Raw genomic sequence first — 22,860 nt, forward strand, 5'->3', positions numbered from 1 at the left:
CTTCTATTCAGATGTAAGTAATTTTTTGCGGTATTTAACCGACCAAACAATGTGATAATTGACATTGTAGACACAAGTACGAGCGTGTTTTAAGTTAGATTTATTCATACATATAATTTAGCATATATTTCAAAAAACACCTATATATAATGAGTTTTTTCTATCAACACATGATAGAAAAATAAACAAACATTTTCACCCGCTGAATTTCCTTCCAGGGGAATTCAGCGGGTGAAGCGGTCTTTCATCTCCCCGTTAAAATGGAGGAGGATTCCCGGTCTCGGTCCTAAAAAAAGACAAGGAACCCCCTTGCCTTATATAACACCTATTTATTGCAGCTCCTCTTCAAATGTTCCTTTCACAATCGGCTCGCCTGTTTCAACCATGACCTTTCCGAGCGCGATTACTGTATCGATCCGGTAATCTTCCTTGGTTAATAGCACCAAATCGGCATCCTTGCCTTCTTGAATCGTCCCTTTTTCTTTCAATTTTAAAATATTGGACGGGTTTTCGGTGATGACACGAATGGCTTGATCCAATGAAATACCTTCGTCGAGAACTGCATCCCGCACTTCCTTAAATAAGGTTGAAACCTTGCCGATTTTCAGGCGTGCAAATTCACCGTTTGCGTTAAACTCAGGAAGGCTTGCCTGTCCGTCTGAAGTAAAGGTAATTTGCGAAATATCGACACCGGCATCAAGCATTCTTTTCAGGCCTTTGCTGCATTTCACTTCGCCTTCTTCAAGAAATTTCGGAATCGAGCTTGTTGTAAAATCAACATAGCCACCTTTTTTGGCGTACTTGATCCCTTCTGTAAAAAGATGCGGGTTTCGGTTTATATGGGTTGGGTAAAACTGCCGGATCGGAATTTCTGTTTTTTCAACAACTTCTTCAATGACGTTCAAATGATCAAAGCTGTCACCGACATGAACATTGACAATGCCGGCTTTTCCCGATAAAAGCCCGCCAATCCGGGCAGCTGAAGCGATTTTCGCCATTTCTTCCACCGTCGGCTGGGAAGACCTGTGATCGGCAATCGCTATTTCACCGGCACCAATTATTTTATCAACAAGAATAATATCATCTTCGATTTTCCCTGTTAGTGTTTTCACAGGCACCTGGTATGAACCCGTCTGTACATAGCAGGTGATTCCTTCTTCTTCAAGTCCGCGCGCTTTCGCAATTAAACTTGCCATCGTTCTCGTCGTTCCATCAGTGCCGATGACCCCGATCAATGTAGTGACACCGGCAAGAGTCGCATCGGTCAGTTGAATTTCCGGTGTTCTCGTTTTATAGCTTCCTTCCCCGCCTCCGCCAATAATGTGAACATGTGAGTCAATAAAACCAGGAACAACGATCTTTCCTTCTGCGTCTATGACCTTTATTTCGACAAAATTTTCCGGAACTTCGATCGTATCTTGAATAAAGCCAATCTTTTTATCCGCAAGCAAAATATCTTTCTTCCCTAAATAATCAGGGGTATAAACTTCCCCATTTTTAATCAGCGTTAACACGGAAAATCTCCTTTCATTTGCAGGTGTGCGTCGTATACCGCATTTCCAAATTATGTACATCGAAAAAAGTGCACTGGTTTGTCAGACAACCTCTTCTAATCTGAACAAAATGCTCCTTTTCTATTCATAGCCGGGTGCCTGTCGTTCTTGCGGCCTTGCAACCATTTCCGGAATATGGGCCAGTCTTCAAGTCCCGTCCATGTTTAACCTTTGCAGACGCGGGTAAATACTCATTAAATCAACATAGAAAAAGGAGATAGGATAATGAAAGAGATCATGTCTTCAAACGTACTTGTTCAAAATAAAGTAACAATCAGAAAAATGCTTGAAATTTACCAGGCATCCCGACAATTTAACGGAACAACCTATTTATATAGTAAGCATAAAGCAGTCGATGCCGCAAATTTATCCAAACTCGTATCCTTCTTTTTAACCGTCAAACCACAAACGACACTAAAGATCATTGTTGAAGGAACAGAGGTTGACAAGCAAATCGCATTATTACAGAAATTATTCAATCAGGATATTTCAGTAGTTCGCATAACAGAGAAGCGCTTAGCCGCTAATTCTGATTCATTTCAATTATAAGGAGAGGAAGCGGCATAACCATGATTCGGACCATATTAATGATCATTGGCGCTATCGTTGTAATCGGCGCCCTGGCCAGCTGGCTGTTCTAAAAAAAATCCCGGGACATAATGCCCGGGATTTTCATATCTTGCTTTTAGTTGCCAATAGGCAGTACTCCATGCCCTCTTGCTGGATCAATCATCATCTTCATCGCCCTGGTTTTTCCACTTTCTCTCCCATTTCTCTGCCTCTTTCTTAAGTTTATCCTTCCATTTTCCTTTTTCCTTTTTAATGGCTTCTTCGAACTCTTCCAGCTCTTTTTCGAACTTTTGCCGCCTGCTTTTTTCTTCATAGTCCGAAATACGCGGGACATTGAAGAATGCAGGTTCTGTACCTTGTAACGCATTCTCAATGATGTTTCTGAAAATGAGCGCTGCGCCTTCGCTGCTCGTTGTTGTTAAATAGTGGCTTTCGTCGGTATGATCGTATCCAACCCAAACCGCGCCTGCAAGCTGCGGTGTGTAACCGACAAACCACTGGTCCTTTACACCGTTAATTCCTTCAATCGGAACTTCGGTCGAACCGGTTTTTCCGGCCAGGTCGCGGCCGTCGATTTGCGCGCCTGTCCCTGTTCCGTCTTCAACTACTCCCAACAGCATCGTCGTCATTTTATCGGAAACTGCTTTTGTTGTGACCTTTGTGCTCGTTTCCTTCCATTCGCCGATTGTGTTGCCCTCCGCATCAACAATTTTTGTAATCGCATGGGCCTCTGCCTTTTCACCGTTATTGGCAAACACGGAATATGCCTCAGCCATCATCAAAGGTGAAACACCTTCCTGAAGTCCGCCAAGTGCCAATCCAAGATTTCTGTCCTCCTTCTTAAGAGGAATTCCGAAACGTTCTGCCGCATCGAACCCAGAGTCAATTCCCAGTTCGTTTAAAAGCCAGACAGCCGGGACATTTAAGGACTCCTGCACTGCTTCATACATCGGCACTTCGCCGCGATAATGATCCGAATAATTGCGCGGTTCGTAATTGCCAAACTTCATTTTTTCATCCTTCAGCATATCTTCAGGACTCCAGCCATTCTCAAGCGCGGGAACATAGACGGACAGTGGTTTCATCGTTGAACCAGGCTGGGCCTTTAATTCGGTTGCCCGGTTATAGGCACGAAAAACGTGGTCTCCCCTGCCGCCGACAAGTGCACGGATTCCACCCGTTGCCGGATCGAGCAATACCGCGCCGCTTTGGACGATCTGGTCTTCTTTTCCTTCAGGAAATAAACTGTCATTTTGATACGCTGTTTCCATCGCTGTTTGCATGCCGGGATCAAGCTCGGTATAGATTTCGTAGCCCCCGGTTAATAATTCATCCTGGGTTAAGCCGTATTCTTCAATTGCCTCAGCAAAAACATGGTCCACATAGTACGGGAATTGGCCATGAAAAGGGTCTCCGCCTTTATCATTGAGCTCAACCTCTTCACTGAGCGCCGTTTCATATTGTTCGTTCGTAATAAACTTGTTTTCCTTCATTAGCGCAAGAACCGTGTTCCGCCTTTCAACCGCTTTTTCAAAATCCTGATAAGGATTCCAGGCAGACGGCGCTTTAATAATACCCGCGAGCATTGCCGACTCACTTGCGGTTAATGCCTCCGGTTCTTTGCCGAAATATTTGGCGGCAGCACTCTTGATTCCCCAGGCACCTTCACCAAAATAGATTTGATTAAAATACATTTCCAGTATTTCATCTTTGGAATACTCTTCTTCGATTTTTCTCGCTAAAAATAATTCTTCTATTTTTCTCTTGTATGTTTTTTCCGGTGAGAGCAGCGCGTTTTTCGTCAGCTGCTGGGTGATCGTACTGCCGCCTTCAACAATTCCGCCTGCTGTTATATTGCGGAAAAACGCTCGCGCAATTCCGATGAGATCAATTCCGTTATGACTGTAAAAGCGCTGGTCTTCAATCGCAATCACCGCATTTTTCAAGTGATCGGGAATTTTCGTAATCGGGACACCTTCATTTTTATTAGCCGATATTTTACTTGCTACTTCGCCGTTTTGGTCATAAATGACCGTTGATTGTGCCAGACCGGCTTCTAAAGTGCTGATATCGGCCCCGCTTGAAAACACATAGAAAAAAATTAAAATTCCCAAAAGAGTAACTGCCATCGCAAGAATGGTAATTTGCGTCACATGTTTTTGCTTCCAAAGCTTTCGCAACCGTGAAATTTTTGAGCTTCGTCTTTCCATTATGTTCACAACCTTTATTCTTCTCTCCAATTCTTTTACTTTAAACAATTTTGTTAATTTGTTTTACCCGCAAAATCAGGAAACAATTCCACAATTAACCGCGAGACCACATGAAAAAAGTATAATAAAAGGAGCTGAAATACGCATTACTTTGCGATTCAGCTCCTTTTTCAAGCGGTTTTCCGCCGCTTTAGCATTAATTTAGACTTTAAATCAGGCATCTTATCGAATAATAACAGCAATTTAAAGCTGATGATTAAATACATAAATGTAAAAATGCTAGGTATGCAGAGGATCCATATCCATTCACGAAAAGTAAGGTCTGCGAACATTTCCAGCATATCATTTACCCCGAGCAGTTCCCTTCCTGTGTACGCCCCTTCGACAAGGATGTATAAAGCTGCATTAGAACATATGTAAACAGAAAATAATACAAAGTGATTGACCTTTTTCGATTTACAAAACACCATTTTTGCAATGATTGTCCACACGATTACGATGAACGGAAAAATAATAAAAACCGCTCTTTCCGGAGCCATGCTCCCCTCCCCCAATCCAAATATTTTCAGCTGGGATCGTCTTTCTGAAGTTCCATAAAGCGTTCCCTTGCAGCTACCTCGTCGAAGCTGCTGTATATTCGGTAATGATCTTCATCAAGAATGCGAAAATGCTGGCTAATAATATTTTGCTGGAGAATATACCCGTTTTCTTTCGCCAATTCCCGCCACCACATTTTCCCGCCAAGTGTCTTTTCTTTGCGGAAGTCAATGCCTTCACGGGCAACGGTCTCAAGAACTTCGAGCGGTTCATTTCCAAATAAGAACTTTACTGTTTCTGTTTCACGAAAAAGAGCACAAACGGCCACAACGGTTGACCATCCTGCAAAAGCTCTGCCCTTTTCAATCTGGACGAGGGTTTTCTTGGAAACGCCGATCACTTCGGCCATTTTATCTTGCGTATACCCCGCTTCAGTTCGAATTAATCTCATCTTGTCAGAAACCTTCATCACAATTTCTTCTCTAGTCATTGCAGGTCAGTCCTTCTATAGCTTTTGGTGTAATTTTACACGAATCTTCTGGATTTTAAAATCTTTTTTTGAAAAATCCCTAATATTATTAAAAAAACAGACCAAAACGCTAAGCGAATTGGTCCATCATCATGATAATCTGCCAAACCTTATAGGTTGATCACTTTTTTCGGTGCCGCGGAGATAATGAGTGCGACGATTATCGCACTTAAAACAAAGCTTGGCAGCATATAAGTTCCATTATAAACGAGCGAATACAGTGCTACCGGCTGGTCCTTCGGTGCAAATTCCCCGAAAAAAACGATTCCGGCTATCACATGGCACAGGTAGCGCAGAACGCTGCCGATAAATGTCCCTGCTATTAAATAAGCAATCCATTTCTTTCTATCATTCTGCCTCAGTCCGGTCTGAAGCTGCGCAGCAAACAACCCGGCAAATCCCAGCGTCCCGAACGCAATCAAGTAATCAATGATCCCTTGAACCGGCGTGTAAATTTGGGCATAGCCAAGTATAAACTGGAGCAGCCCGAGTAAAAATCCCGTCAGGAGTCCGCCCTTAAGCCCCCAGCGAAAGGCCATTAAGAACACTGGCACAGCCGCAATCGACACTGATCCGCCCTGCGGCCAGATCCGCGCAAACACAAATGCAGAAACAAGGTCCAGCAAATAAGCAAGTGCTGTGAATATGGAAACCTCTACTAAAAATAATGTTTTGTTTTGTTTCATGTTCTTTCCCCCTGTAAAGATATCAAGGGGTCCGAGATTTACCGCTACAAACCGCTAAAATGCAAAAAAAAGCAATCCAGGGCGGGAATCTGATGGCCCAATATTGCTTTCTATCCATCAAACCACATCCCTACGCTAGCATTAACTAACAGGTTCATAGGGTCAGAACTCGAAGCTCACTCTCAGCTGCAGCACGCAGCCCCCCTTGTGGAACTATTCAACTATAAATTAATTCATCTCCGAATATACTATGTTTCAGCGCGATTGGCAAGGAAGATATTATCTTTATTTTTAAAAATCGGCTGGCTCCTCCAGTTAATTTTTCACAGGAAATTGTTATGATTAACAAAAAAATGACAAAGGATTTTGCTGACTGTCAGCGAATACATTGATAAAATGCGATACAGGAATCGAATATTATTGGGGGATAAACCATGTTACCGATTACGAAAAGGAAATTAGTCGACTTCCTTGTGAAGGAAAAACAGGTACTGCTGGACGAGTGGGAAAAGGTATTTTTAATTTCGGAAGATGATCCATTTAAAAATAAGATTAAGCAAAATGGCGAAGCGATATACGAAATTATTCTAAATATTTTTTCTGAAAATGAGGAAGATGTTGAAAACCATATCCACAAACTTGCTTATATTATCGGTGAGGAACGGGTCAGAGCCAATATAAATATTGGTGAGTTTGTTTACAATGTCAATATCGGGAGATCGATCATATATAAAAATTTAAACAAGCTGGATTTGGAGTGGCCGCAGCTGCAAAAATCGATAGACAGGATCAATTACTGTTTTGACAAGTTTTTATATTATGCTGTTACGTACTATTCTGATGCCAAAAACAAAATCATAGAGGAAAAATCAAATTTTATTGATAACACTCACAAAGACAGGCTCACTTTGCTGGGACAAATGACCTCAAGTTTTATCCATGAATTTCGCAATCCCCTCACATCGGTTCAGGGATTTATCCAGCTTTTAAGAGCAGATTATCCTGACATGAAATATCTCGATATCATCGGAAACGAGCTGGAGCAGCTCAATTTTAAAATTTCCCAATTTCTGCTTCTGTCCAAAAAAGAATTAATCGGCAAAGAGAAAAGTATATTTTCCTTGAATGAACTGGTTGATGAAGTGTTGATTTTTCTTTACCCAAGCATCCTCGACGGTAAGGTTAAAGTCGTGAAAGAAATGGAAGAAGATATCAAAATAATGGGGTATAACGATGAAATACGCCAAGTTCTGATCAATATTATTTTTAATGCAATTGATGTCTTAAGCCAGTACCGGAGTGATCCGGTCCTCGAAATAAAATGCAGCTTGCCAAATAAAAAATTCATTAAGCTGGATGTAGCGAATAACGGTCCGATGATTCCGGAAAACCTCCTTCATACGATTTTTGAGCCATTTGTCACGACAAAGAAGCTTGGAACAGGGCTCGGATTATTTGTTTGCCGTGAAATTATTGAGAAGCATAAAGGAGCATTGACGTGCCAATCTTCTGCAGAAAAAACGGTATTCAGCATGACTCTCCCCCGCACCTGAGGGCATTGCAAACCAAAATCCACTCCAGGCATTTAAATCTGGGAGTGAATTTTTTTAAAACATAAAAGCTTAATGAATAATGGACTTATAATAGTAATGGAATATTGTAAGGGAAAAAGTGTATACAAACGAAAAAACTCCTTATAGTATTAAAGCAATATTCGCCCGAGGAGGAAAATTTATGTTCTCTTTGAAGGTTGATCAAGACATTGAACTGCAATTGTTCCAGCTGAAGGATGCTGTAGAGCTTTACCAGCTTGTTGATTCAAACCGCCGTCATCTCAGGCAGTGGCTTCCCTGGGTAGACAGTATGAATTCTCCCCTTCAATATCATTCCATTATTCCGATGTGGTTAAAGCAATTTGCTGATAACAATGGGTTTAACCTGGGAATACGCTGCAATAAAATGCTGGTTGGATCGATAGGCTTTCACCAAATTGACTGGCATAACGAGCAAACAAGCATTGGCTACTACCTCGCGGAGCAGGCCCAGGGCCGCGGAATTATGACAAGATCCGTTCAGGCTCTACTTAATTATGCTTTCTTTGACCTTCGTTTGAATCGCATTGAAATTCGCTGCGGGGTGGGAAATTTAGCAAGCCGGTCTATTCCTGTAAGGCTCGGCTTTACTGAAGAAGGATTGATCCGCGATGGTGAAAAATTGAATGGTTTTTTCCATGATTTAATTGTGTATGGCTTGTTGGCAAGGGAATGGCGCAACCGATCATGATTTTGCATTTGCATATGAAGTTTAAAGGTGACCAAAGTCGACAATAGTCAAGGTGTTAACAAGATAAATATATTCCCGAACCAATTCATAACTATGCTTTCATGGCCATAAAGTATCAATATAACAAATTAGCAAAACTGGAACGTTTGACTGTACGGTTGAAAATCTTTATAATTATTTATAATTATTGGTAATTGTTATCGACAATAGGCTCGTGCTAATTGTGCAGTAATATAATCATTTATTCCGGGCAGGATAGGCAGCTTTCCAGGGCCCCCCATCATTTCCTGCGGGATTGCAGCTTTGGCACGTACTACAAACGAATGAGGTGATTCGATGGGGCATTGTACCGAATTGGTGAATTAGCAAGAAGATCAAACGTTTCTAAAAGAACGATAGATTACTATACCGGTCTCGGCCTGCTTCAGGCCCAGCGGTCCGATTGCAACTACAGAATTTATACAGAGGAAGCTTTAAATGATTTAAAATTTATTGAAGAATGCAAGAAAATGCATCTTCCTCTTGAAGAAATTAAAAGAAAACTAGAAATCAAAAAATCAAAAGACATTCGTGAATCAGAAGTTGAGAAGCATATAGACGATGTAACAAGCCAGATGAAGCAGCTTCATAATGAATTATCAACGATCCTGCCTCTTATTGAAAAACTGGAGGGCCAGCAGAAAAAAAAGCTGTCCAACAAGCTTTCTACGGAAAGTACGGCTTTGATGCAATCCCTTTTGATTTTAACGAGTTGATCTTTAGGATTATTGGGAGGTGACTCCTTACTCGTGTGTATGGCGAGCTAAGGGAAACTATTTGGACATATTAAACTTGGTTTTAATAGCCATTTTAATTGCTTTAACGGCATTTTTTGTCGCATCGGAATTTGCGATCATTAGAATTAGAAGTTCCCGGATTGACCAGTTGATTGAGGAAGGCAGCAAAAATGCGATTGCCGCCAAAAGAGTGACAACCAATCTTGATGAATATTTATCGGCGTGCCAGCTTGGCATTACGATTACCGCGTTAGGTTTGGGCTGGCTCGGCGAACCGACGATTGAAAGGATGCTTCACCCGCTCTTTGAACGGTTTGAGATTCCAGGCTCATTGTCACAGATTCTCTCATTTGGTATCGCTTTTGCATTTATTACTTTCCTCCATGTTGTTGTAGGCGAACTGGCTCCGAAAACAGTAGCTATACAAAAAGCAGAATTTGTAACCTTAACCATGGCAAGGCCCCTGATCGGCTTTTATAAAGTCATGTACCCGTTTATTTGGGTCCTTAATGGTTCCGCCCAGATGATTACAAAAATGCTTGGCCTTAAGCCTGCTTCAGAGCATGAGCTGGCCCATTCAGAAGAAGAACTTCGCATGATTCTTTCCGAAAGCTATGAAAGTGGTGAAATTAACCAGTCAGAGTTTAAGTATGTAAACAAAATTTTTGAGTTCGATAACCGGATTGCCAAAGAAATCATGGTACCGAGAACCGAAATGGTGTCACTTTCAAAAACAGATACGCTGGAAACGTTTATTCAGGTTGTCCAGGAAGAACAGTTTACCCGTTATCCCATTATTGACGGAGATAAGGATCATATTATTGGACTCGTAAATATAAAAGAAGTTATGACCGAATTGATTGGAAACGAACAGCTCATCACGAAAACCCTTGAAGAATATGTCCGCCCGATCATCAGGGTAATTGACACGACCCCGATCCATAATCTGCTCCTTAAAATGCAAAAAGAGCGAATTCACATGGCGGTTTTAATGGACGAATACGGGGGAACTTCCGGGCTTGTAACAGTTGAAGATATCCTCGAAGAAATTGTTGGGGAAATTCGCGATGAATTCGATACCGACGAAATCGCGATGATTCGAAAAGTAAAGGAAGATCATTATATTATTGACGCAAAGGTACTTGTCAGCGAAGTAAACGATCTGCTTGGACTTGAAATCGATGATGAAGATATCGATACGATTGGCGGCTGGGTGTTAACGGAAAATTATGAAGCAAAAGAGGGAGATATCATTTCCCTCCATTCCTATAATTTCAGAATAGTTGAAATGGAAGAGCACCAGCTTAAGTATCTCGAAGTGACAAAAGTACAAAAGGCTGACCAGACAGTCGAGCCGATCCCGCTGCCACAATCAGAGGAAGTACTATCAAAGGTTTATGGAAATTAATGAAGCCCCCGGCAAAATTTTGCCGGGGGTTTTTCAATACAAAAGTTTATATTCGGATCGCGGGTTATTCATTCGGAAATACCATCGTGAACTTGGTCCCTTTCTCCTTTTCGCTCACGACGTTAATGCTCCCGTCATGAAGCTGGACAAGCTGCTTGACGATCGACAGGCCGAGCCCGAATTCTCCGAACATGCTGCTTGTCCTCGATAAATCGGCTTTATAAAAACGGTCCCAGATTGATTCAATTTCATTTGTATCAATGCCGATTCCGGTATCTTCGATTTCGATGACCGTTTCTTTACCCGTGTTCCTTGCCCTTAAGGTAATGCTTCCATCAGTCGTAAATTGGATGCTGTTTTTCACAATATTAATCAGGATTTGCGTAAAGCGGTCATAATCGGCGTAAACAGTGTCGTGTTCATTGGCATCAATGATAATCCTATTTCCCTTTTCCCTTGCAAGCACGGAAAGCTGTTCTTCAATTAACTCAAAAATATCATACAGATTGATCGATACTTTGTTCAGCCTAATTTGGTTGGAGCGGATTTTTTCATAATCAAGGTTTTCGTTTACAAGCCTGATAAGCCGTTTCGCTTCCCTATCGATCAAATCCAGGCCCCTGTCTTTCTCATTCCCGGGAATCAAGTCGTTCTTAAAGCCTTCAACCAGGCCGCTGATCGTCGTTAAAGGGGTTTTCAGCTCATGCGAGACATCTGCAATAAATTTTCGCCGCCTGTTCTCAAGCCTGTCTATCTCATCATTGGATTCCTTTAAACGCGAAGCCATCCGATTAAAGTCCGCCGCCAAATCATCGATCTCATCCAGGTTTATGTTTGGGATATTCACATTATAATTTCCAGACGAAATCATCGAAGTCGCGTTCCGCAACTGCGTTATTCTCTTGATTAAATTTTTCGATAAAATCCAGCTTAACAAAATCGTCGCCGCCAACGAAATGAAAATCGTGTAAAACAAATACTCGTTTAATTGGCTGATCGTTTCAACGGCGCCGCTGATCGGGGCAAGCAGCATGATGCCTCCCGCCAGCTCCCCGCCGATAATATGCGGAAGCGCAACAAGTGTAACCTCTTGCTCAAATCTCTTTAAATCATGCCTTACCGAGACTTTGTTTCCTTTTTTAATTTGCGCCCATTCCTGATCCGTCAGTTGAATCAACGGCTGGTGCTGAATTTCCGGAAACAGCACCCTGCCTTCGCTGTCAAAAAGGAAAAAGCGGATGTTTCTCGCATTAAGCATTTGGCTGTAATGAAGCAAATATCTTTCATCACCATCGAGCCTTGAAGATACATCACTCAGTACTTGTTCGCCGTAAGCATTTAATTCCTCTACTTTATTTTCAAAAATATAGTTTTCAACGAACTGCGAAAACAGCAGGCTCAATATTAAAAAGGCAAGAATAAGAATGCCGATATGGCTGATCAGAAGCTGGTAAAAGTACTTAATTTTCATCAGCTGTCACCGATTCATCAAACTTGTAGCCAATCCCCCATACGGTATGGATGAATGGCTGTGACGGTTTGCCGATTTTCTTTCTGAGCCGTTTTATGTGAACATCAACCGTCCGCTCGTCTCCGTAAAATTCATAACCCCAGACCCGGTCTAAAAGCTGCTCCCGTGAAAAAACCTGGCGCGGATTTTTCACAAAATAATAAAGCAGATCAAATTCCTTCGGGGTTAAGTTCGTCAATGGCTCCCCATTGTAATACGCTTCCCTGGACTCTTTGCTGATCTTGAAAAACTGTGAGGTGACAAAGTGATGATCAGGAATTTTCGCAGTTTCAGTTTGGAAACGGCGCGTCACAGCCTTAATCCTTGCCATCAAAGTAAGTGGGCTAAACGGCTTTGTCACATAATCATCTGCGCCCATTTCAAGCCCGAGCACCTGGTCCGATTCACTGTCCTTTGCTGTAAGCATGATGATCGGAACAGAGCTAAGCTCCCTTATTTTTCTGCATAGCGTCACACCATCCATGCCCGGTAACATCCAATCGACGATAATTAAATCCCAGCTCCCTTTATTAAACACATCGAATCCTTCATGCCCATTGTGAACAAATGTCCCTTTATAGCCTTCTTTCATAAAAAACATTTCAAGCATGGAACAAACACTTTCATTATCTTCAACAACAAGAATATTCATGCTCCATCCCCCTGGTCCCTTGATATATCTATATTTGTGTGCTTAAGAGTTACGATCTGTTATGAAACAAAACGGATAACCTATACGATTCAATTATATATCACGTATATGAGCGGTCAAATTTGCAGCTATAACAGAAAAACGGCTGTACCAAAAATCGTCCAGCCGTTAACTCCAGTTTAAATTGATTTTACATCATTATGGATGGGGTCGAAGAAAGCCCCCTGCTTCAGATGTGGGTGGTGTCATATCATTATATGGTAAGGGCTTCATCTTCTTTTTTGTTCACTGATGATAAATGTGAACGATGATAGATCGCATTGATTTCGCCGCCGAGCACGAGGGCGAGGCCCGTCAGGAAAAGCCAGAGCATCAAAATAATCACACCGCCAAGGCTTCCATAGGTTGCTGAGTAGTTAGCGAAGTGGTCAAGGTAAAATGAAAAACCGAGTGAAATCAGCTGCCAAACAACCGTGGCAAAAATGGCGCCTGGCAAGACATGCTTGAACGGGTAATGCTTATTTGGTGCAACCTTGTATAAAACGGCAAGGGTAACGATCATAACCGAAATGGCGATCACCCATCTTAAAATCCTAAATAATATTTCCATTTGCTCAGGGATGCTCAAATATGATTTTAAAAAATCGATAATGACATCGCCAAATACAGGCAGCATTAATGCAACAACCAAAGTAATGATCAGGCCGAATGTTAACCCGATCGACACAAGCCTGGCTTTAATGAACGATCTCGTCTCTTCCACATCGAAGGCAGTATTCATGGCGCGAATAAACGCGCGCATCCCATTGGAGGCCGACCAAATGGTCCCGATGATCCCAAATGTTAATAAACCCCCGTTTGGTTTGCTAATGATTTCGATAATATTTTCCTGGAAAACATTCGCTGTTTCCCCTGGCATTACAGTCTGCATAAAGCCGATCGCCTCCTCAGGATCGATAGACAAATAAGGAAGGATCGACAACAGCAAGATGATCATCGGAAAAATGGACAGCATGTAATAATATGCCTGTTCCGCCGCCAAACCGGTAACCCGGTCATCTTTTATTTCTTTTCCAAGTATTTTAACAAACGCCATAAATTTATCCTTCATGTGCACCACTCCTGACAGCAAATTAGACCGTTTCTCTCTCTTTTCCCGCTCAGCAAGGAGATTAACCGTATCGCATGAAAAATCTGTTTCCTGTTAAAATAGCGCCCCCTGACAAAAAGAAAAGGCCGCTCAAGCGGCCTGGCCTTTTTATAAATATTTCCGGTGAATCGCTTTCCCGTCATAAGTAAACAGCATCGATTTTCCCTCGACGACCGTTTCAAGGTGTACGCTTCTCCCCCAGAGCTGATAAACGTACGGGAGAACTTTTTCGAGATATTTAACGTCAAGCTCAATTCCCTCATACCAGTGTTTTACGTAAAGCTCGCCATTTTTTAAATAATCGCCATCATTGACTGTCAGATACGGAAATCCGCCATTGACCCGCATATTGACAAGCTGGTCGCGCACTTGTTCCCATGATTTATCAACAATTTTGTAATCCTTCCCCTGCTTTTGGAACAAATACATATCCTCCCGCATCACGAGATCCTTCGTTAAATAATTCCTCAGGAATGAAATGTCCGATTCAATCTCGCGGACCTCAAACATTTTTTCCCGGCCTGATCCAGGTTTTACTCCGCGTTCCTTCATCTCGTCTGTCGGATTGTTGTATCGCTCCTCAATATCCTCAAAAATTTTTAAGCCGAGGTAATAAGGATTGATGCTCGTTCTTGATGGCTGGACGACACCTGCGTTCAGCTTCGCAAACTCGATCGACTCTCCGCTTGTCAAATCCATTTCGCGCAGGATTCGCTGGTGCCAGTATGAAGCCCAGCCTTCGTTCATGATTTTCGTCTCAAGCTGCGGCCAGAAATAAAGCATTTCTTCACGCATCATCGTTAAAATATCGCGCTGCCAATCAGCAAGCTCGCGGCTGTATGATTCGATAAACAACAGCATATCCTTTTCCGGCCGGGGCGGTATTTTCTTTTTTTGCTTCTTTTTCTCGGGCTTCAGCTTGTTTTTTTCATCAAGGTTCCACAGATCATCGTATGGGGATGCGGCTGCCTTCTCTTCTTCCTCCTCCTCCTCTTCGATCGTCCAGTTAAGCTTCGGCCGCATTAGTGATGGGTCAATATGCTCTTCGATCGCGAGAACCGCATCAAGAAACTTTTCCACTTCCTGCTTTCCATGTGCAATTTCGTATCGTCGAATCCGCTCCGCGGTCGCCGCCATGCTTTCGACCATATCCCGTTTCGTATTCTGGAAGCGCAAATTATTTTTGAAAAAATCACAGTGTGCGAGAACATGGGCGACAATCAATTTGTTCTGGATCAACGAATTGGAATCAAGCAGAAATGCATAGCATGGGTTCGAATTGATGACAAGCTCATAAATTTTTGACAAGCCGAGATCATAGTGAACCTTCATTTTATAAAATTGCTTGCCGAAGCTCCAATGGGAAAATCGCGTCGGCATTCCGTAGGCGCCAAATGTATAAATAATTTCTGAAGGGCAAATTTCATAACGCATCGGATAAAAATCAAGGCCAAACCCTTTTGCAATCTCCGTTATTTCGTCAATCGCATACTCGAGTGCCTTTTGATCATCTGCTTTCATCATCGGTCACTCCCCCTTTTCGTCCTTACCACAATGTATGAAGGGGCGAAGGGAATGATGTAGTGTAAAGCAAGAATTTATAGTAGAGGCGGATAAAAATAGGGCCCTTTATCTTACGGGCCCGAAAAATTATCTTTCTTCTTGAACGCTTAAATTTAACAATTTTTTATTTTGAAGATTATGGGAGACATTTACCACAACATTTTTTGGCTTCCCTTGCTCGGTTACTTGAAAACGAAACGAATCTGAGACATCAGAAGCTGAAATCCGCTTGCGGCCAAGATATTGGTAATCCTTTAGTTCTGCACCCGGATAATCTTCTTTGACCACAGCAGTGGCAATTCTCCCATATTTTTCATAATCGGGTTGTTGCTGCGCAGCTGTATGAAATGGGACTGCAGCATACAGCAGACATGTAAACATCGCAATTAACAGAGACTTTTTCATTTGTACCTCCACTGTTTTTTTCTTATCATTTCACGCTGCAGAATTTTTATGTAGTTATACACATCTTTTTTTGCCGCAATGTCAGCGCCATTATTCACCCAAATAAAGTCAGCCAGCCATAGAAGGCACTCCAACATTTACAGCGAAAAAAAACCTGCTTTCTCCGCAAACTAATTTCAACTCCTGAAAAGAGGAGGAGCTTAAAATGAATAAAGTCGACTATGACAGAGCGTTGTATTACACACACCGATCCGAATGGGATAACTTGTTAATATTAATGGTCCGGACAGAGGATCATTTTTTGTCAAAAAAAATTGAACACTTCCTGCATGCCTACAATTTCGAGCGGGATTATACGGTCATTGAGAACACGCTCTATGCATTACTTCGTTACATCGACCATGCCAATGGGACAGCCGAAAAAGACGTCAGCAAAACACCGATGTACAACCTATCGTAACAGGAGAATATCCACCAATAAAACAACACGGCCGTTACCTGCGGCCGTGTTATCATTCCCTAAAATTTTATTTTTTAATCTAATGGAGTAAATTTCACAATGTAATAAGCTAGACCGAAAAACGAATGAAATTGTCTAAATAAAAATAGGAATATTCTGCAGGAAACGAGTAATACTATCTTAATTTTAAACACTGTTCGTTTTTCAATTAAAGAATTGCTTTATGAAATTCACTCTAATGAATTAAAGTGAATCCATAATTTGTTCAACCCGCTGCATAAAATCTTTTTCGAGCACAGCGAGCTTTTCTTTGCTTTCAGCGAGGCTACTCCCGTTCACCCCAAAATAAAATTTAATCTTCGGCTCCGTTCCGGATGGGCGCAGGCACACCCAGGAACCATCCTCAAGCAAGTACTTCAGAACATTCGAGCTTGGCAAATCAATCTTTTCTTCGGAGCCTGCCTCTTTGCGAACTCCTGTTAAATAATCTTCCATCGCAGCCACCTTGACATGACCGAATCGTTCAGGCGGATTGGCGCGGAAAGAAGCTAAAGTTTGATTGATTTTTTCGGCACCGTCTTTACCCTTTAACGTTAAAGAGCGCAGCCCTTCCCGATAAAAACCGTATTTTTCATATAAAGCGTTTAGCGCCTCATAAACGGACATACCTTGCTTTTTGTAAAAGGCGCAAACCTCGGCTGCCATAACCGCCGCCTGGACCGCATCCTTGTCGCGGGCGAAATCGCCAATTAAATAACCGTAGCTTTCCTCATAACCAAATAAAAATTTGTATTCACAGCTGTTTTCATACTCTTTAATTTTTTCAGCGATAAATTTAAAGCCTGTCAGTACATCGATCGTATCAAGGCCGAATGAAGCGGCAATTTTCCGGCCAAGCTCCGATGTAACGATCGTCTTCAGGACCACTCCATTTTCCGGAAGCGTCCCCTTCGCTTTTTTCTGCGAGAGGATATAGTCAAGCAGCAGCGCACCAGTCTGGTTGCCCGTTAAACCGATATACTCACCCTGTTCATCCTTCACTGCGATTCCGAGGCGATCTGCGTCGGGGTCTGTTGCAATCAGCAAATCAGCGTTAACTTTATGTCCGTCCCTGATCGCAAGTTCAAACGCGGCATGCTCTTCCGGATTTGGACTTTTGACGGTCGAAAATTCCGGATCGGGCAATTCCTGTTCTTCTACCACATGAACCAATTTATAATCCAATGCCTTTAAGGCAGCCCGGACCGGTTTATTCGCTGTACCGTGCAGCGGTGTAAATACAACGCTTACATCAATTTCCGTTGCGATGTTCCGGTTTTCTGAAATGGTGATCAGGTTGTTTAAATATGCCTGGTCCACTTCGTCGCCAATCATTTTAATAAGGCCGCTTTCGAGCAAGGTTTGCTCACTGTCAACCTCGATCCGCAGCTCATCCTCAATTTCATTTACTTTCGCGATCACTTCATCCGCACTTTCCGGGGGCAGCTGGCCGCCGTCGGGACCATACACTTTATAGCCGTTATATTCAGGCGGGTTATGGCTTGCCGTTATGACAATTCCTGAGAATGCGTTCAAAAAGCGGACCGCAAACGATAGCTCCGGTGTTGGTCTCAGTTCATTAAATACATAAGTCTGAATCCCACGTGACGCAAGCGTTTTAGCCGACTCCATTGCAAACTCGCGTGATTTGTGGCGCGAATCATAGGCAATCGCCACCCCGCGTCTTTTCGCTTCAAGTCCCTTTGTTTCTATGTAAGCCGCCAGCCCGGCTGAAGCCTTTCTGACTGTATAAATGTTCATCCGGTTTGTTCCGGCTCCAAGTTCACCGCGCATACCGCCTGTACCAAACTCAAGATCCTTATAAAAAGCATCCTCAAGATCTTTTTCATCCATATTGTCCAGTTGTTCACTTAAACTGCTGTCCAGCCCGGCAAAATCAAGCCATCGTGCTGCTTTTTGTTTCCAGTTCATATAGGTCCTCCTCTTCATATGCCTCTTTAATTGTTCGCTGTTTACGCAGGGAATCCTGCAAAAAACAAACGCCTAATTATGACAATTCTCTTTCCGATTAGCCGAAAAGGAAAAGTTCACGCCGTACCATTTCGGACGGCCCGAACTCTCTCCCTATTATAGTTTATTTTTTATATTGGATTTTGTAAATATCATGGCGCCTGTCTTTTAATTGGTGAACCGTTCCATCCTGTCGCTGCCTTCGCAAAATTTCCAGGTCGACATCGCCGATAAGCACCATTTCTATATTCGGATTTGTTTCACCAACAATCCCGTCTCTGGCAAATTCAAAATCGGATGGCGCGAAAATTCCCGATTGTGCATATTGGATATCCATATTCGCCGTTTGCGGTAAATTTCCGACTGTCCCTGAAATCACAGTGTAAATTTGATTTTCAACGGCACGCGCTTGTGCACAGTAACGAACTCTTAAATAACCTTGCCGGTCGTCCGTGCAGAACGGCGTAAAGATAATTTTAGCTCCTTTTTCGGTGGCAATGCGTGCGAGCTCAGGGAACTCAATATCGTAGCATATTTGAATCGCAATTCTGCCGCAGTCGGTCTCAAAAACCTTCACCTCATCCCCGGCGCTGATTCCCCACCATTTTAGTTCATTCGGAGTAATATGGAGCTTGTATTGTTTTTCAATCGTTCCATCACGCCGGAACAAATACGCAATATTATAAATTTGTTCGTCGTCCTCCTTCACAAAATGCGAGCCGCCGATAATATTGATATTATAGCGGACAGCTAGATCGGTAAACAGTTCGATATACTGTTCCGTAAATTCTGTTAAGCGCCTCACCGCCATGCTTGGAGACTTTTCGTCGAGAAAGGACATCAGCTGGGTGGTGAATAGTTCCGGAAATACGGCAAAATCGGAGCCCGCATCAGAAGCAACAGCAGTAAAATACTCGACCTGGTTTGCAAAATCGTCAAAAGATTTAATCTGCCTCATCATATATTGAACGACACAAATCCTGACCGGATAGCTTGTTTTATAAAAGCGCTTCGTTGTCGGCCGGTAATCGACATTATTCCACTCCATTAATGTCGCATATTTATTTGATTGAACATCATCGTTTAAGTAGTTGGGGTTGATCCGCATTAAGGTAAAACCATTTAAAAGCTGAAACGATAATACGGGATCGTATATTTTATGAAGCGATACTTCCTTCACATATTCGCGCGGCGACATTTCCTCCGCATATTTGTGATAGTTGGGAATCCGCCCGCCAATAATAATGCTTTTCAAGTTGAGCTGCCTTGCCAGCTCCTTGCGCGCTTCATACAAGCGCTGTCCTATCTTCATCCGCCGATAGCCTGGATGAACCATCACCTCAATCCCATAAAGATTATAGCCGTCCGGGTTATGGTTCGTAATGTAACCGTTGTCGGTCACATTATCCCATGTGTGCCGGCGGTCATATTCATCAAAATTGATAATTAAACTTGAACAAGAGCCGATGATTTCCCCGTCATACTCAGCAACAAATTGGCCTTCAGGAAAAATCTCCAAATGACTTTCCAAATGCTCCTTCTTCCACGGCTCCATGCCAGGAAAACAAACAGCCTGCAACGCGATTATTTCTTCAATATCTTTATGCTGCGTATTTCTTATGACCATCTTCTTTTCGAATTTAGATAAATCAAGCTTGGACATCCATTGAACAACTCCTTTATTTTAGCAAGCGAAGGCACCCCGTTAACACTTTAGGACCATTTCACGGATATATGTTCCAGTTTCGCGGATAAACGTTTGCAGCATTAAGTGTATTTTAACTAAAAAAGATTTTTACCCTTTTTTAAGATTTGGAAACCATTGATTATATTCCGGTAAGTTTGTTGAGGATTTTTGTTGTTAGCTTTCCCATTTGGCAGACATCCAATTTTAATACTCATACATGATAAGCCTCATTTTTTCAAAAATGTAAAATTTAAACGCACCGTTTCGAGCGAAACTGTTTTACAATGATTTTAGGAAAACTTATAATTTTTTATGACATTCTTTATTGGGGAGATCATATGGAGGAAAATAAACAGGATTACCGAGAAACATATTTATTTATTTCCTGGGCCGCTTCGGTGATTGCGATGTTCGGGAGCCTTTATTTTTCAGAGATTCGTCAGTATGAACCATGCGTTTTATGCTGGTACCAAAGAATTCTTATGTACCCGCTCACGATTATTTTAGGCATTGCCGTTGTAAAAAAAGATTATAAAATCGCTCTATATTCCATGGTTATGTCAGGTGTGGGTGCCTGTATTTCGCTCTACCACTATTCAATCCAAAAAATTCCGTTTATGACAGACAGTGCTGTCTCATGCGGCCGGATACCTTGTACCGGACAGTATATAAATTGGCTTGGATTCATTACGATTCCTTTTTTGGCTTTAACCGCGTTCACGATTATTTTTGTGTTAAGCTTATTGATTTGGAAGCAGAACAGGAGGCAGCATAAGTGAAAAAAGTAGTTATATTTTTAGTGATAATCATTGCGCTTTTCGGAGCGATTGGGTTTTTAACTTATATGCAGCAAAATGAGAAAGCCGAAGACAATCCGTATGGAAAAAGCTCGCTGCATCCGGAGACGGTCAGCCAGCTTGATGATCCTAATTACCAGAATGTAATATTGCCGGAAGAGCTTGAGGACAAGCTTGCAAACAAAGAAGATGTCACTGTCTATTTCTACAGCCCGACGTGCCCCCACTGCAAAAGAACAACTCCGATTGTTACACCTTTAGCAGAAGAAATGGGCATCGACTTAGTCCAGTATAATCTGCTTGAATTTGAGGATGGCTGGAACGATTATAATATTACTGAGACACCTACAATCGTCCAATACAAGGACGGGGAAGAAACGGCCAGAATCACCGGTTTTAAAGAAGAGCCTGAATTTGAAGCCTGGTTTAATGAAAATTCAAAATAAGATGGATTTATAAAAATAACGCCTGCTGCAGCAGGCGTTTTCCGTTTTCATTCGCAAATTAAATCAACAGTTCATTGGCAGCTTTCGAATATATGCTAAAAACATTGTTCTTCATACTTCTTGCCTCAAAAAATTGCCCGTATGTTAATGGAAAATAGAGGCTGAACTCATTTAAAATTGTTGCATTCTTATAGAATAAGGCCTGATATTTTTCTTCCTGGACAGATAATTCCAGAATCGAGATCAATGTTTGCAGGCAGACGATCACCTGGCAAGCTTCTTTAAGTGTACTAAAGTATTCAAAATGCCTTGCTGTAGTATGTAAAATCTTTGACCGCTCAAAATCTTTTATGTCTTCATCAGAAAAATAAAGGGGAAATACACTTGAATAGAAGTAAGAAATAAGCTCCCTGATTTTTTCTTCCTGCCCGGGAGTCGATGCAAAAACTACTTTCACTGCTAGCCCACCTTTGTAATCCTTGTAATCACTTCGTAAAAATATATGATTAGAATAACATACTATGTCTGCCGCTTATGGTGGTAATTACACCCATGATATTGTTAAAAAAAGGAATAAAAGGTAAATTAATTAATGAGTCTAAAATCCTATCCTGAATCGAAAATATAATTATGAAGGAGATTCTTTTAAATGTTACAGACCAGAAGCAAAGGAGATTGGTTTAAAATCACCATACCTCCAGAATGGGAAGACCGTACATTGGATGAGCTTTTAAGGATGCATTGGAAAGCTGGCAAAAAGCTGATCCATCAAATGAGAATGGAAAAAACAATTCTGATCAATGGCGGATTGCCCAATTGGAATTTGCCTTTAAAAAAAGGAGATTCTTTGGAGCTGAGGCTCTTTCAAGAAGAAGATTTTGGAATCATTCCCACTTATTTTGATATTGAAGTGCTTTATGAGGATCAACATTTGCTGGTCGTCAACAAGCCTGCAGGAATGGATACCCATCCAAATTTCGCCCAGGAGAAGGACACGCTTGCAAATGCCGTTGCCTTCTACTTGCAGGCAAAAGGCGAATTTCGCAAAATCCAGCATATCCACCGGCTCGACCGGGATACAACCGGGGCTGTGTTGTTTGCAAAGCATGCTCTGGCAGGTTCTATTTTGGACAGAATGCTTGAAGAACGGAAAATCAAAAGAACTTATCTTGCTTTGGCAGAAGGCATTATTCGGCAAAAAAAAGGCGTCATCAACAAGCCAATCGGCCGCGACCGTCACCACCCCACACGCAGAAGGGTGGCTTCTACAGGGCAGCCAGCTGTTACAAACTTCAAAGTCCGTCAGGTTCTGCCGGATCGTCGCATGACCCTTGTTGAATGCCAGCTTGAAACAGGAAGAACCCATCAGATCCGTGTTCATTTCAGTGCGATTGGCCATCCTCTTGCTGGTGATCAGCTTTATGGCGGCGAGACCATTTTACCAAGACAAGCTCTCCATGCCGGTAAGCTTGCGTTTACGCATCCATTTACTGCTGAAGAAATCGTTTGTTATGCGCCGTTTATTGATGAGCCTCCCATTTTTCCAGAAATAGATATTTTTCAAATTTAGTAGAGTAGAAAACAGGAATTAGATATTGTCTTCTTGTCCTCGGGTTTCAGGGTGTTCC

The 22,860-nt window shown here is 42.1% G+C and carries 23 protein-coding genes and 1 riboswitch; of the genes, 9 read left to right on the forward strand and 14 right to left on the reverse strand.

Annotation, left to right across the window (positions count from 1 at the left end; translation table 11 throughout):
• Nucleotides 1–3: 3 nt before the first annotated feature.
• Nucleotides 4–108 (reverse strand): transposase, encoded by a 105-nt coding sequence (locus CU633_RS23625; RefSeq protein ID WP_374703361.1) that lies wholly within the window; start codon nucleotides 106–108, stop codon nucleotides 4–6.
• Nucleotides 109–329: 221 nt separating this feature from the next.
• On the reverse strand, nucleotides 330–1,514 hold the full coding sequence (iadA, locus tag CU633_RS10090) for a beta-aspartyl-peptidase (RefSeq protein ID WP_101660009.1): 1,185 nt from the start codon (nucleotides 1,512–1,514) through the stop codon (nucleotides 330–332).
• A gap of 264 nt (nucleotides 1,515–1,778) precedes the next feature.
• Between iadA and CU633_RS10095 the strand changes: the two genes are divergently transcribed.
• Entirely contained in the window at nucleotides 1,779–2,102 is a 324-nt protein-coding gene (locus CU633_RS10095) for an HPr family phosphocarrier protein (protein ID WP_101660021.1), read from the forward strand.
• A 176-nt stretch (nucleotides 2,103–2,278) separates the two neighbouring features.
• Here CU633_RS10095 and CU633_RS10100 read toward each other — a convergent pair whose 3' ends face one another.
• The 4 genes from CU633_RS10100 to thiT form a co-directional block, all read right to left on the reverse strand.
• Entirely contained in the window at nucleotides 2,279–4,333 is a 2,055-nt protein-coding gene (locus CU633_RS10100) for a transglycosylase domain-containing protein (protein ID WP_101660023.1), read from the reverse strand.
• Nucleotides 4,334–4,503: 170 nt separating this feature from the next.
• Nucleotides 4,504–4,872 (reverse strand): hypothetical protein, encoded by a 369-nt coding sequence (locus tag CU633_RS10105; protein WP_101660025.1) that lies wholly within the window; start codon nucleotides 4,870–4,872, stop codon nucleotides 4,504–4,506.
• Between the two features lie 26 nt (nucleotides 4,873–4,898).
• Nucleotides 4,899–5,360, reverse strand: a complete 462-nt coding sequence (locus tag CU633_RS10110; RefSeq protein ID WP_101660027.1) for a helix-turn-helix transcriptional regulator — start codon at nucleotides 5,358–5,360, stop codon at nucleotides 4,899–4,901.
• Nucleotides 5,361–5,509: 149 nt separating this feature from the next.
• Entirely contained in the window at nucleotides 5,510–6,085 is a 576-nt protein-coding gene (gene thiT / locus CU633_RS10115) for an energy-coupled thiamine transporter ThiT (protein ID WP_101660029.1), read from the reverse strand.
• A 110-nt stretch (nucleotides 6,086–6,195) separates the two neighbouring features.
• Nucleotides 6,196–6,301, reverse strand: a riboswitch (TPP riboswitch).
• Nucleotides 6,302–6,519: 218 nt separating this feature from the next.
• Between thiT and CU633_RS10120 the strand changes: the two genes are divergently transcribed.
• The 4 genes from CU633_RS10120 to CU633_RS10135 all read left to right on the forward strand — a co-directional run bounded on the left by CU633_RS10120 (nucleotide 6,520) and on the right by CU633_RS10135 (nucleotide 10,552).
• A complete protein-coding gene (locus CU633_RS10120) occupies nucleotides 6,520–7,638 on the forward strand; it encodes a histidine kinase N-terminal domain-containing protein (RefSeq protein ID WP_101660031.1) in 1,119 nt (372 codons plus the stop codon).
• Between the two features lie 181 nt (nucleotides 7,639–7,819).
• Nucleotides 7,820–8,368, forward strand: coding sequence for a GNAT family N-acetyltransferase (locus CU633_RS10125; RefSeq protein WP_101660033.1), 549 nt, complete (start codon nucleotides 7,820–7,822; stop codon nucleotides 8,366–8,368).
• A 344-nt stretch (nucleotides 8,369–8,712) separates the two neighbouring features.
• Nucleotides 8,713–9,123 carry a MerR family transcriptional regulator gene (locus tag CU633_RS10130; protein ID WP_101660035.1) on the forward strand — a complete coding sequence of 137 codons (411 nt, stop codon included), beginning with the start codon at nucleotides 8,713–8,715 and terminating at the stop codon, nucleotides 9,121–9,123.
• Between the two features lie 61 nt (nucleotides 9,124–9,184).
• A complete protein-coding gene (locus CU633_RS10135; protein WP_101660036.1) occupies nucleotides 9,185–10,552 on the forward strand; it encodes a hemolysin family protein in 1,368 nt (455 codons plus the stop codon).
• A 64-nt stretch (nucleotides 10,553–10,616) separates the two neighbouring features.
• Here CU633_RS10135 and CU633_RS10140 read toward each other — a convergent pair whose 3' ends face one another.
• The 5 genes from CU633_RS10140 to CU633_RS10160 all read right to left on the reverse strand — a co-directional run bounded on the left by CU633_RS10140 (nucleotide 10,617) and on the right by CU633_RS10160 (nucleotide 15,832).
• A complete protein-coding gene (locus tag CU633_RS10140; RefSeq protein ID WP_101660037.1) occupies nucleotides 10,617–12,023 on the reverse strand; it encodes a sensor histidine kinase in 1,407 nt (468 codons plus the stop codon).
• Entirely contained in the window at nucleotides 12,013–12,714 is a 702-nt protein-coding gene (locus CU633_RS10145) for a response regulator transcription factor (RefSeq protein ID WP_101660038.1), read from the reverse strand. Before CU633_RS10145 ends, CU633_RS10140 begins: the two co-directional genes overlap by 11 nt.
• Before the next feature lie 253 nt (nucleotides 12,715–12,967).
• Nucleotides 12,968–13,825, reverse strand: a complete 858-nt coding sequence (locus CU633_RS10150) for a YihY/virulence factor BrkB family protein (protein ID WP_101660039.1) — start codon at nucleotides 13,823–13,825, stop codon at nucleotides 12,968–12,970.
• A gap of 147 nt (nucleotides 13,826–13,972) precedes the next feature.
• Entirely contained in the window at nucleotides 13,973–15,385 is a 1,413-nt protein-coding gene (locus CU633_RS10155) for a SpoVR family protein (protein ID WP_101660063.1), read from the reverse strand.
• 129 nt (nucleotides 15,386–15,514) lie between these two features.
• On the reverse strand, nucleotides 15,515–15,832 hold the full coding sequence (locus CU633_RS10160; RefSeq protein ID WP_101660040.1) for a DUF3889 domain-containing protein: 318 nt from the start codon (nucleotides 15,830–15,832) through the stop codon (nucleotides 15,515–15,517).
• Between the two features lie 205 nt (nucleotides 15,833–16,037).
• Here CU633_RS10160 and CU633_RS10165 point away from each other — a divergent pair, with 205 nt between their 5' ends.
• Entirely contained in the window at nucleotides 16,038–16,292 is a 255-nt protein-coding gene (locus CU633_RS10165; protein WP_101660041.1) for a YhdB family protein, read from the forward strand.
• Nucleotides 16,293–16,535: 243 nt separating this feature from the next.
• On the opposite strand, the gene CU633_RS10170 is transcribed toward CU633_RS10165, so the two are convergent.
• A complete protein-coding gene (locus tag CU633_RS10170) occupies nucleotides 16,536–18,263 on the reverse strand; it encodes a phospho-sugar mutase (RefSeq protein ID WP_101660042.1) in 1,728 nt (575 codons plus the stop codon).
• Nucleotides 18,264–18,426: 163 nt separating this feature from the next.
• Nucleotides 18,427–19,965 carry a bifunctional GNAT family N-acetyltransferase/carbon-nitrogen hydrolase family protein gene (locus CU633_RS10175; RefSeq protein ID WP_101660043.1) on the reverse strand — a complete coding sequence of 513 codons (1,539 nt, stop codon included), beginning with the start codon at nucleotides 19,963–19,965 and terminating at the stop codon, nucleotides 18,427–18,429.
• A gap of 362 nt (nucleotides 19,966–20,327) precedes the next feature.
• Here CU633_RS10175 and CU633_RS10180 point away from each other — a divergent pair, with 362 nt between their 5' ends.
• Nucleotides 20,328–20,768, forward strand: coding sequence for a disulfide oxidoreductase (locus tag CU633_RS10180; protein ID WP_101660052.1), 441 nt, complete (start codon nucleotides 20,328–20,330; stop codon nucleotides 20,766–20,768).
• Nucleotides 20,765–21,232, forward strand: a complete 468-nt coding sequence (locus tag CU633_RS10185; protein ID WP_101660054.1) for a thioredoxin family protein — start codon at nucleotides 20,765–20,767, stop codon at nucleotides 21,230–21,232. The genes CU633_RS10180 and CU633_RS10185 overlap by 4 nt, the downstream gene beginning before the upstream one ends.
• 58 nt (nucleotides 21,233–21,290) lie before the next feature.
• Here CU633_RS10185 and CU633_RS10190 read toward each other — a convergent pair whose 3' ends face one another.
• Nucleotides 21,291–21,689 carry a YhcU family protein gene (locus tag CU633_RS10190; RefSeq protein WP_101660056.1) on the reverse strand — a complete coding sequence of 133 codons (399 nt, stop codon included), beginning with the start codon at nucleotides 21,687–21,689 and terminating at the stop codon, nucleotides 21,291–21,293.
• A gap of 192 nt (nucleotides 21,690–21,881) precedes the next feature.
• On the opposite strand from CU633_RS10190, the gene CU633_RS10195 reads away from it, so the two are divergent.
• Complete coding sequence (locus CU633_RS10195; protein ID WP_101660058.1) at nucleotides 21,882–22,802, forward strand: RluA family pseudouridine synthase; 921 nt, start codon at nucleotides 21,882–21,884, stop codon at nucleotides 22,800–22,802.
• Nucleotides 22,803–22,860 lie beyond the last annotated feature (58 nt).

The organism is Bacillus sp. V3-13, assembly GCF_002860165.1.
GTDB lineage: Bacteria > Bacillota > Bacilli > Bacillales > Cytobacillaceae > Bacillus_BJ.

Excerpts from the sequence above, each read along its gene's own strand:
- CU633_RS10170 (WP_101660042.1), bottom strand. The coding sequence starts at position 18,263 with ATGAACTGGAAACAAAAAGCAGCACGATGGCTTGATTTTGCCGGGCTG.
- CU633_RS10150 (WP_101660039.1), bottom strand. The coding sequence starts at position 13,825 with ATGAAGGATAAATTTATGGCGTTTGTTAAAATACTTGGAAAAGAAATA.
- CU633_RS10180 (WP_101660052.1), top strand. The coding sequence starts at position 20,328 with ATGGAGGAAAATAAACAGGATTACCGAGAAACATATTTATTTATTTCC.
- CU633_RS10195 (WP_101660058.1), top strand. The coding sequence starts at position 21,882 with ATGTTACAGACCAGAAGCAAAGGAGATTGGTTTAAAATCACCATACCT.
- CU633_RS10110 (WP_101660027.1), bottom strand. The coding sequence starts at position 5,360 with ATGACTAGAGAAGAAATTGTGATGAAGGTTTCTGACAAGATGAGATTA.
- CU633_RS10160 (WP_101660040.1), bottom strand. The coding sequence starts at position 15,832 with ATGAAAAAGTCTCTGTTAATTGCGATGTTTACATGTCTGCTGTATGCT.
- thiT (WP_101660029.1), bottom strand. The coding sequence starts at position 6,085 with ATGAAACAAAACAAAACATTATTTTTAGTAGAGGTTTCCATATTCACA.
- CU633_RS23625 (WP_374703361.1), bottom strand. The coding sequence starts at position 108 with ATGAATAAATCTAACTTAAAACACGCTCGTACTTGTGTCTACAATGTC.
- CU633_RS10105 (WP_101660025.1), bottom strand. The coding sequence starts at position 4,872 with ATGGCTCCGGAAAGAGCGGTTTTTATTATTTTTCCGTTCATCGTAATC.
- CU633_RS10155 (WP_101660063.1), bottom strand. The coding sequence starts at position 15,385 with ATGAAAGCAGATGATCAAAAGGCACTCGAGTATGCGATTGACGAAATA.
- CU633_RS10095 (WP_101660021.1), top strand. The coding sequence starts at position 1,779 with ATGAAAGAGATCATGTCTTCAAACGTACTTGTTCAAAATAAAGTAACA.
- CU633_RS10100 (WP_101660023.1), bottom strand. The coding sequence starts at position 4,333 with ATGGAAAGACGAAGCTCAAAAATTTCACGGTTGCGAAAGCTTTGGAAG.
- CU633_RS10165 (WP_101660041.1), top strand. The coding sequence starts at position 16,038 with ATGAATAAAGTCGACTATGACAGAGCGTTGTATTACACACACCGATCC.
- CU633_RS10125 (WP_101660033.1), top strand. The coding sequence starts at position 7,820 with ATGTTCTCTTTGAAGGTTGATCAAGACATTGAACTGCAATTGTTCCAG.
- CU633_RS10120 (WP_101660031.1), top strand. The coding sequence starts at position 6,520 with ATGTTACCGATTACGAAAAGGAAATTAGTCGACTTCCTTGTGAAGGAA.
- CU633_RS10140 (WP_101660037.1), bottom strand. The coding sequence starts at position 12,023 with ATGAAAATTAAGTACTTTTACCAGCTTCTGATCAGCCATATCGGCATT.
- CU633_RS10175 (WP_101660043.1), bottom strand. The coding sequence starts at position 19,965 with ATGTCCAAGCTTGATTTATCTAAATTCGAAAAGAAGATGGTCATAAGA.
- CU633_RS10145 (WP_101660038.1), bottom strand. The coding sequence starts at position 12,714 with ATGAATATTCTTGTTGTTGAAGATAATGAAAGTGTTTGTTCCATGCTT.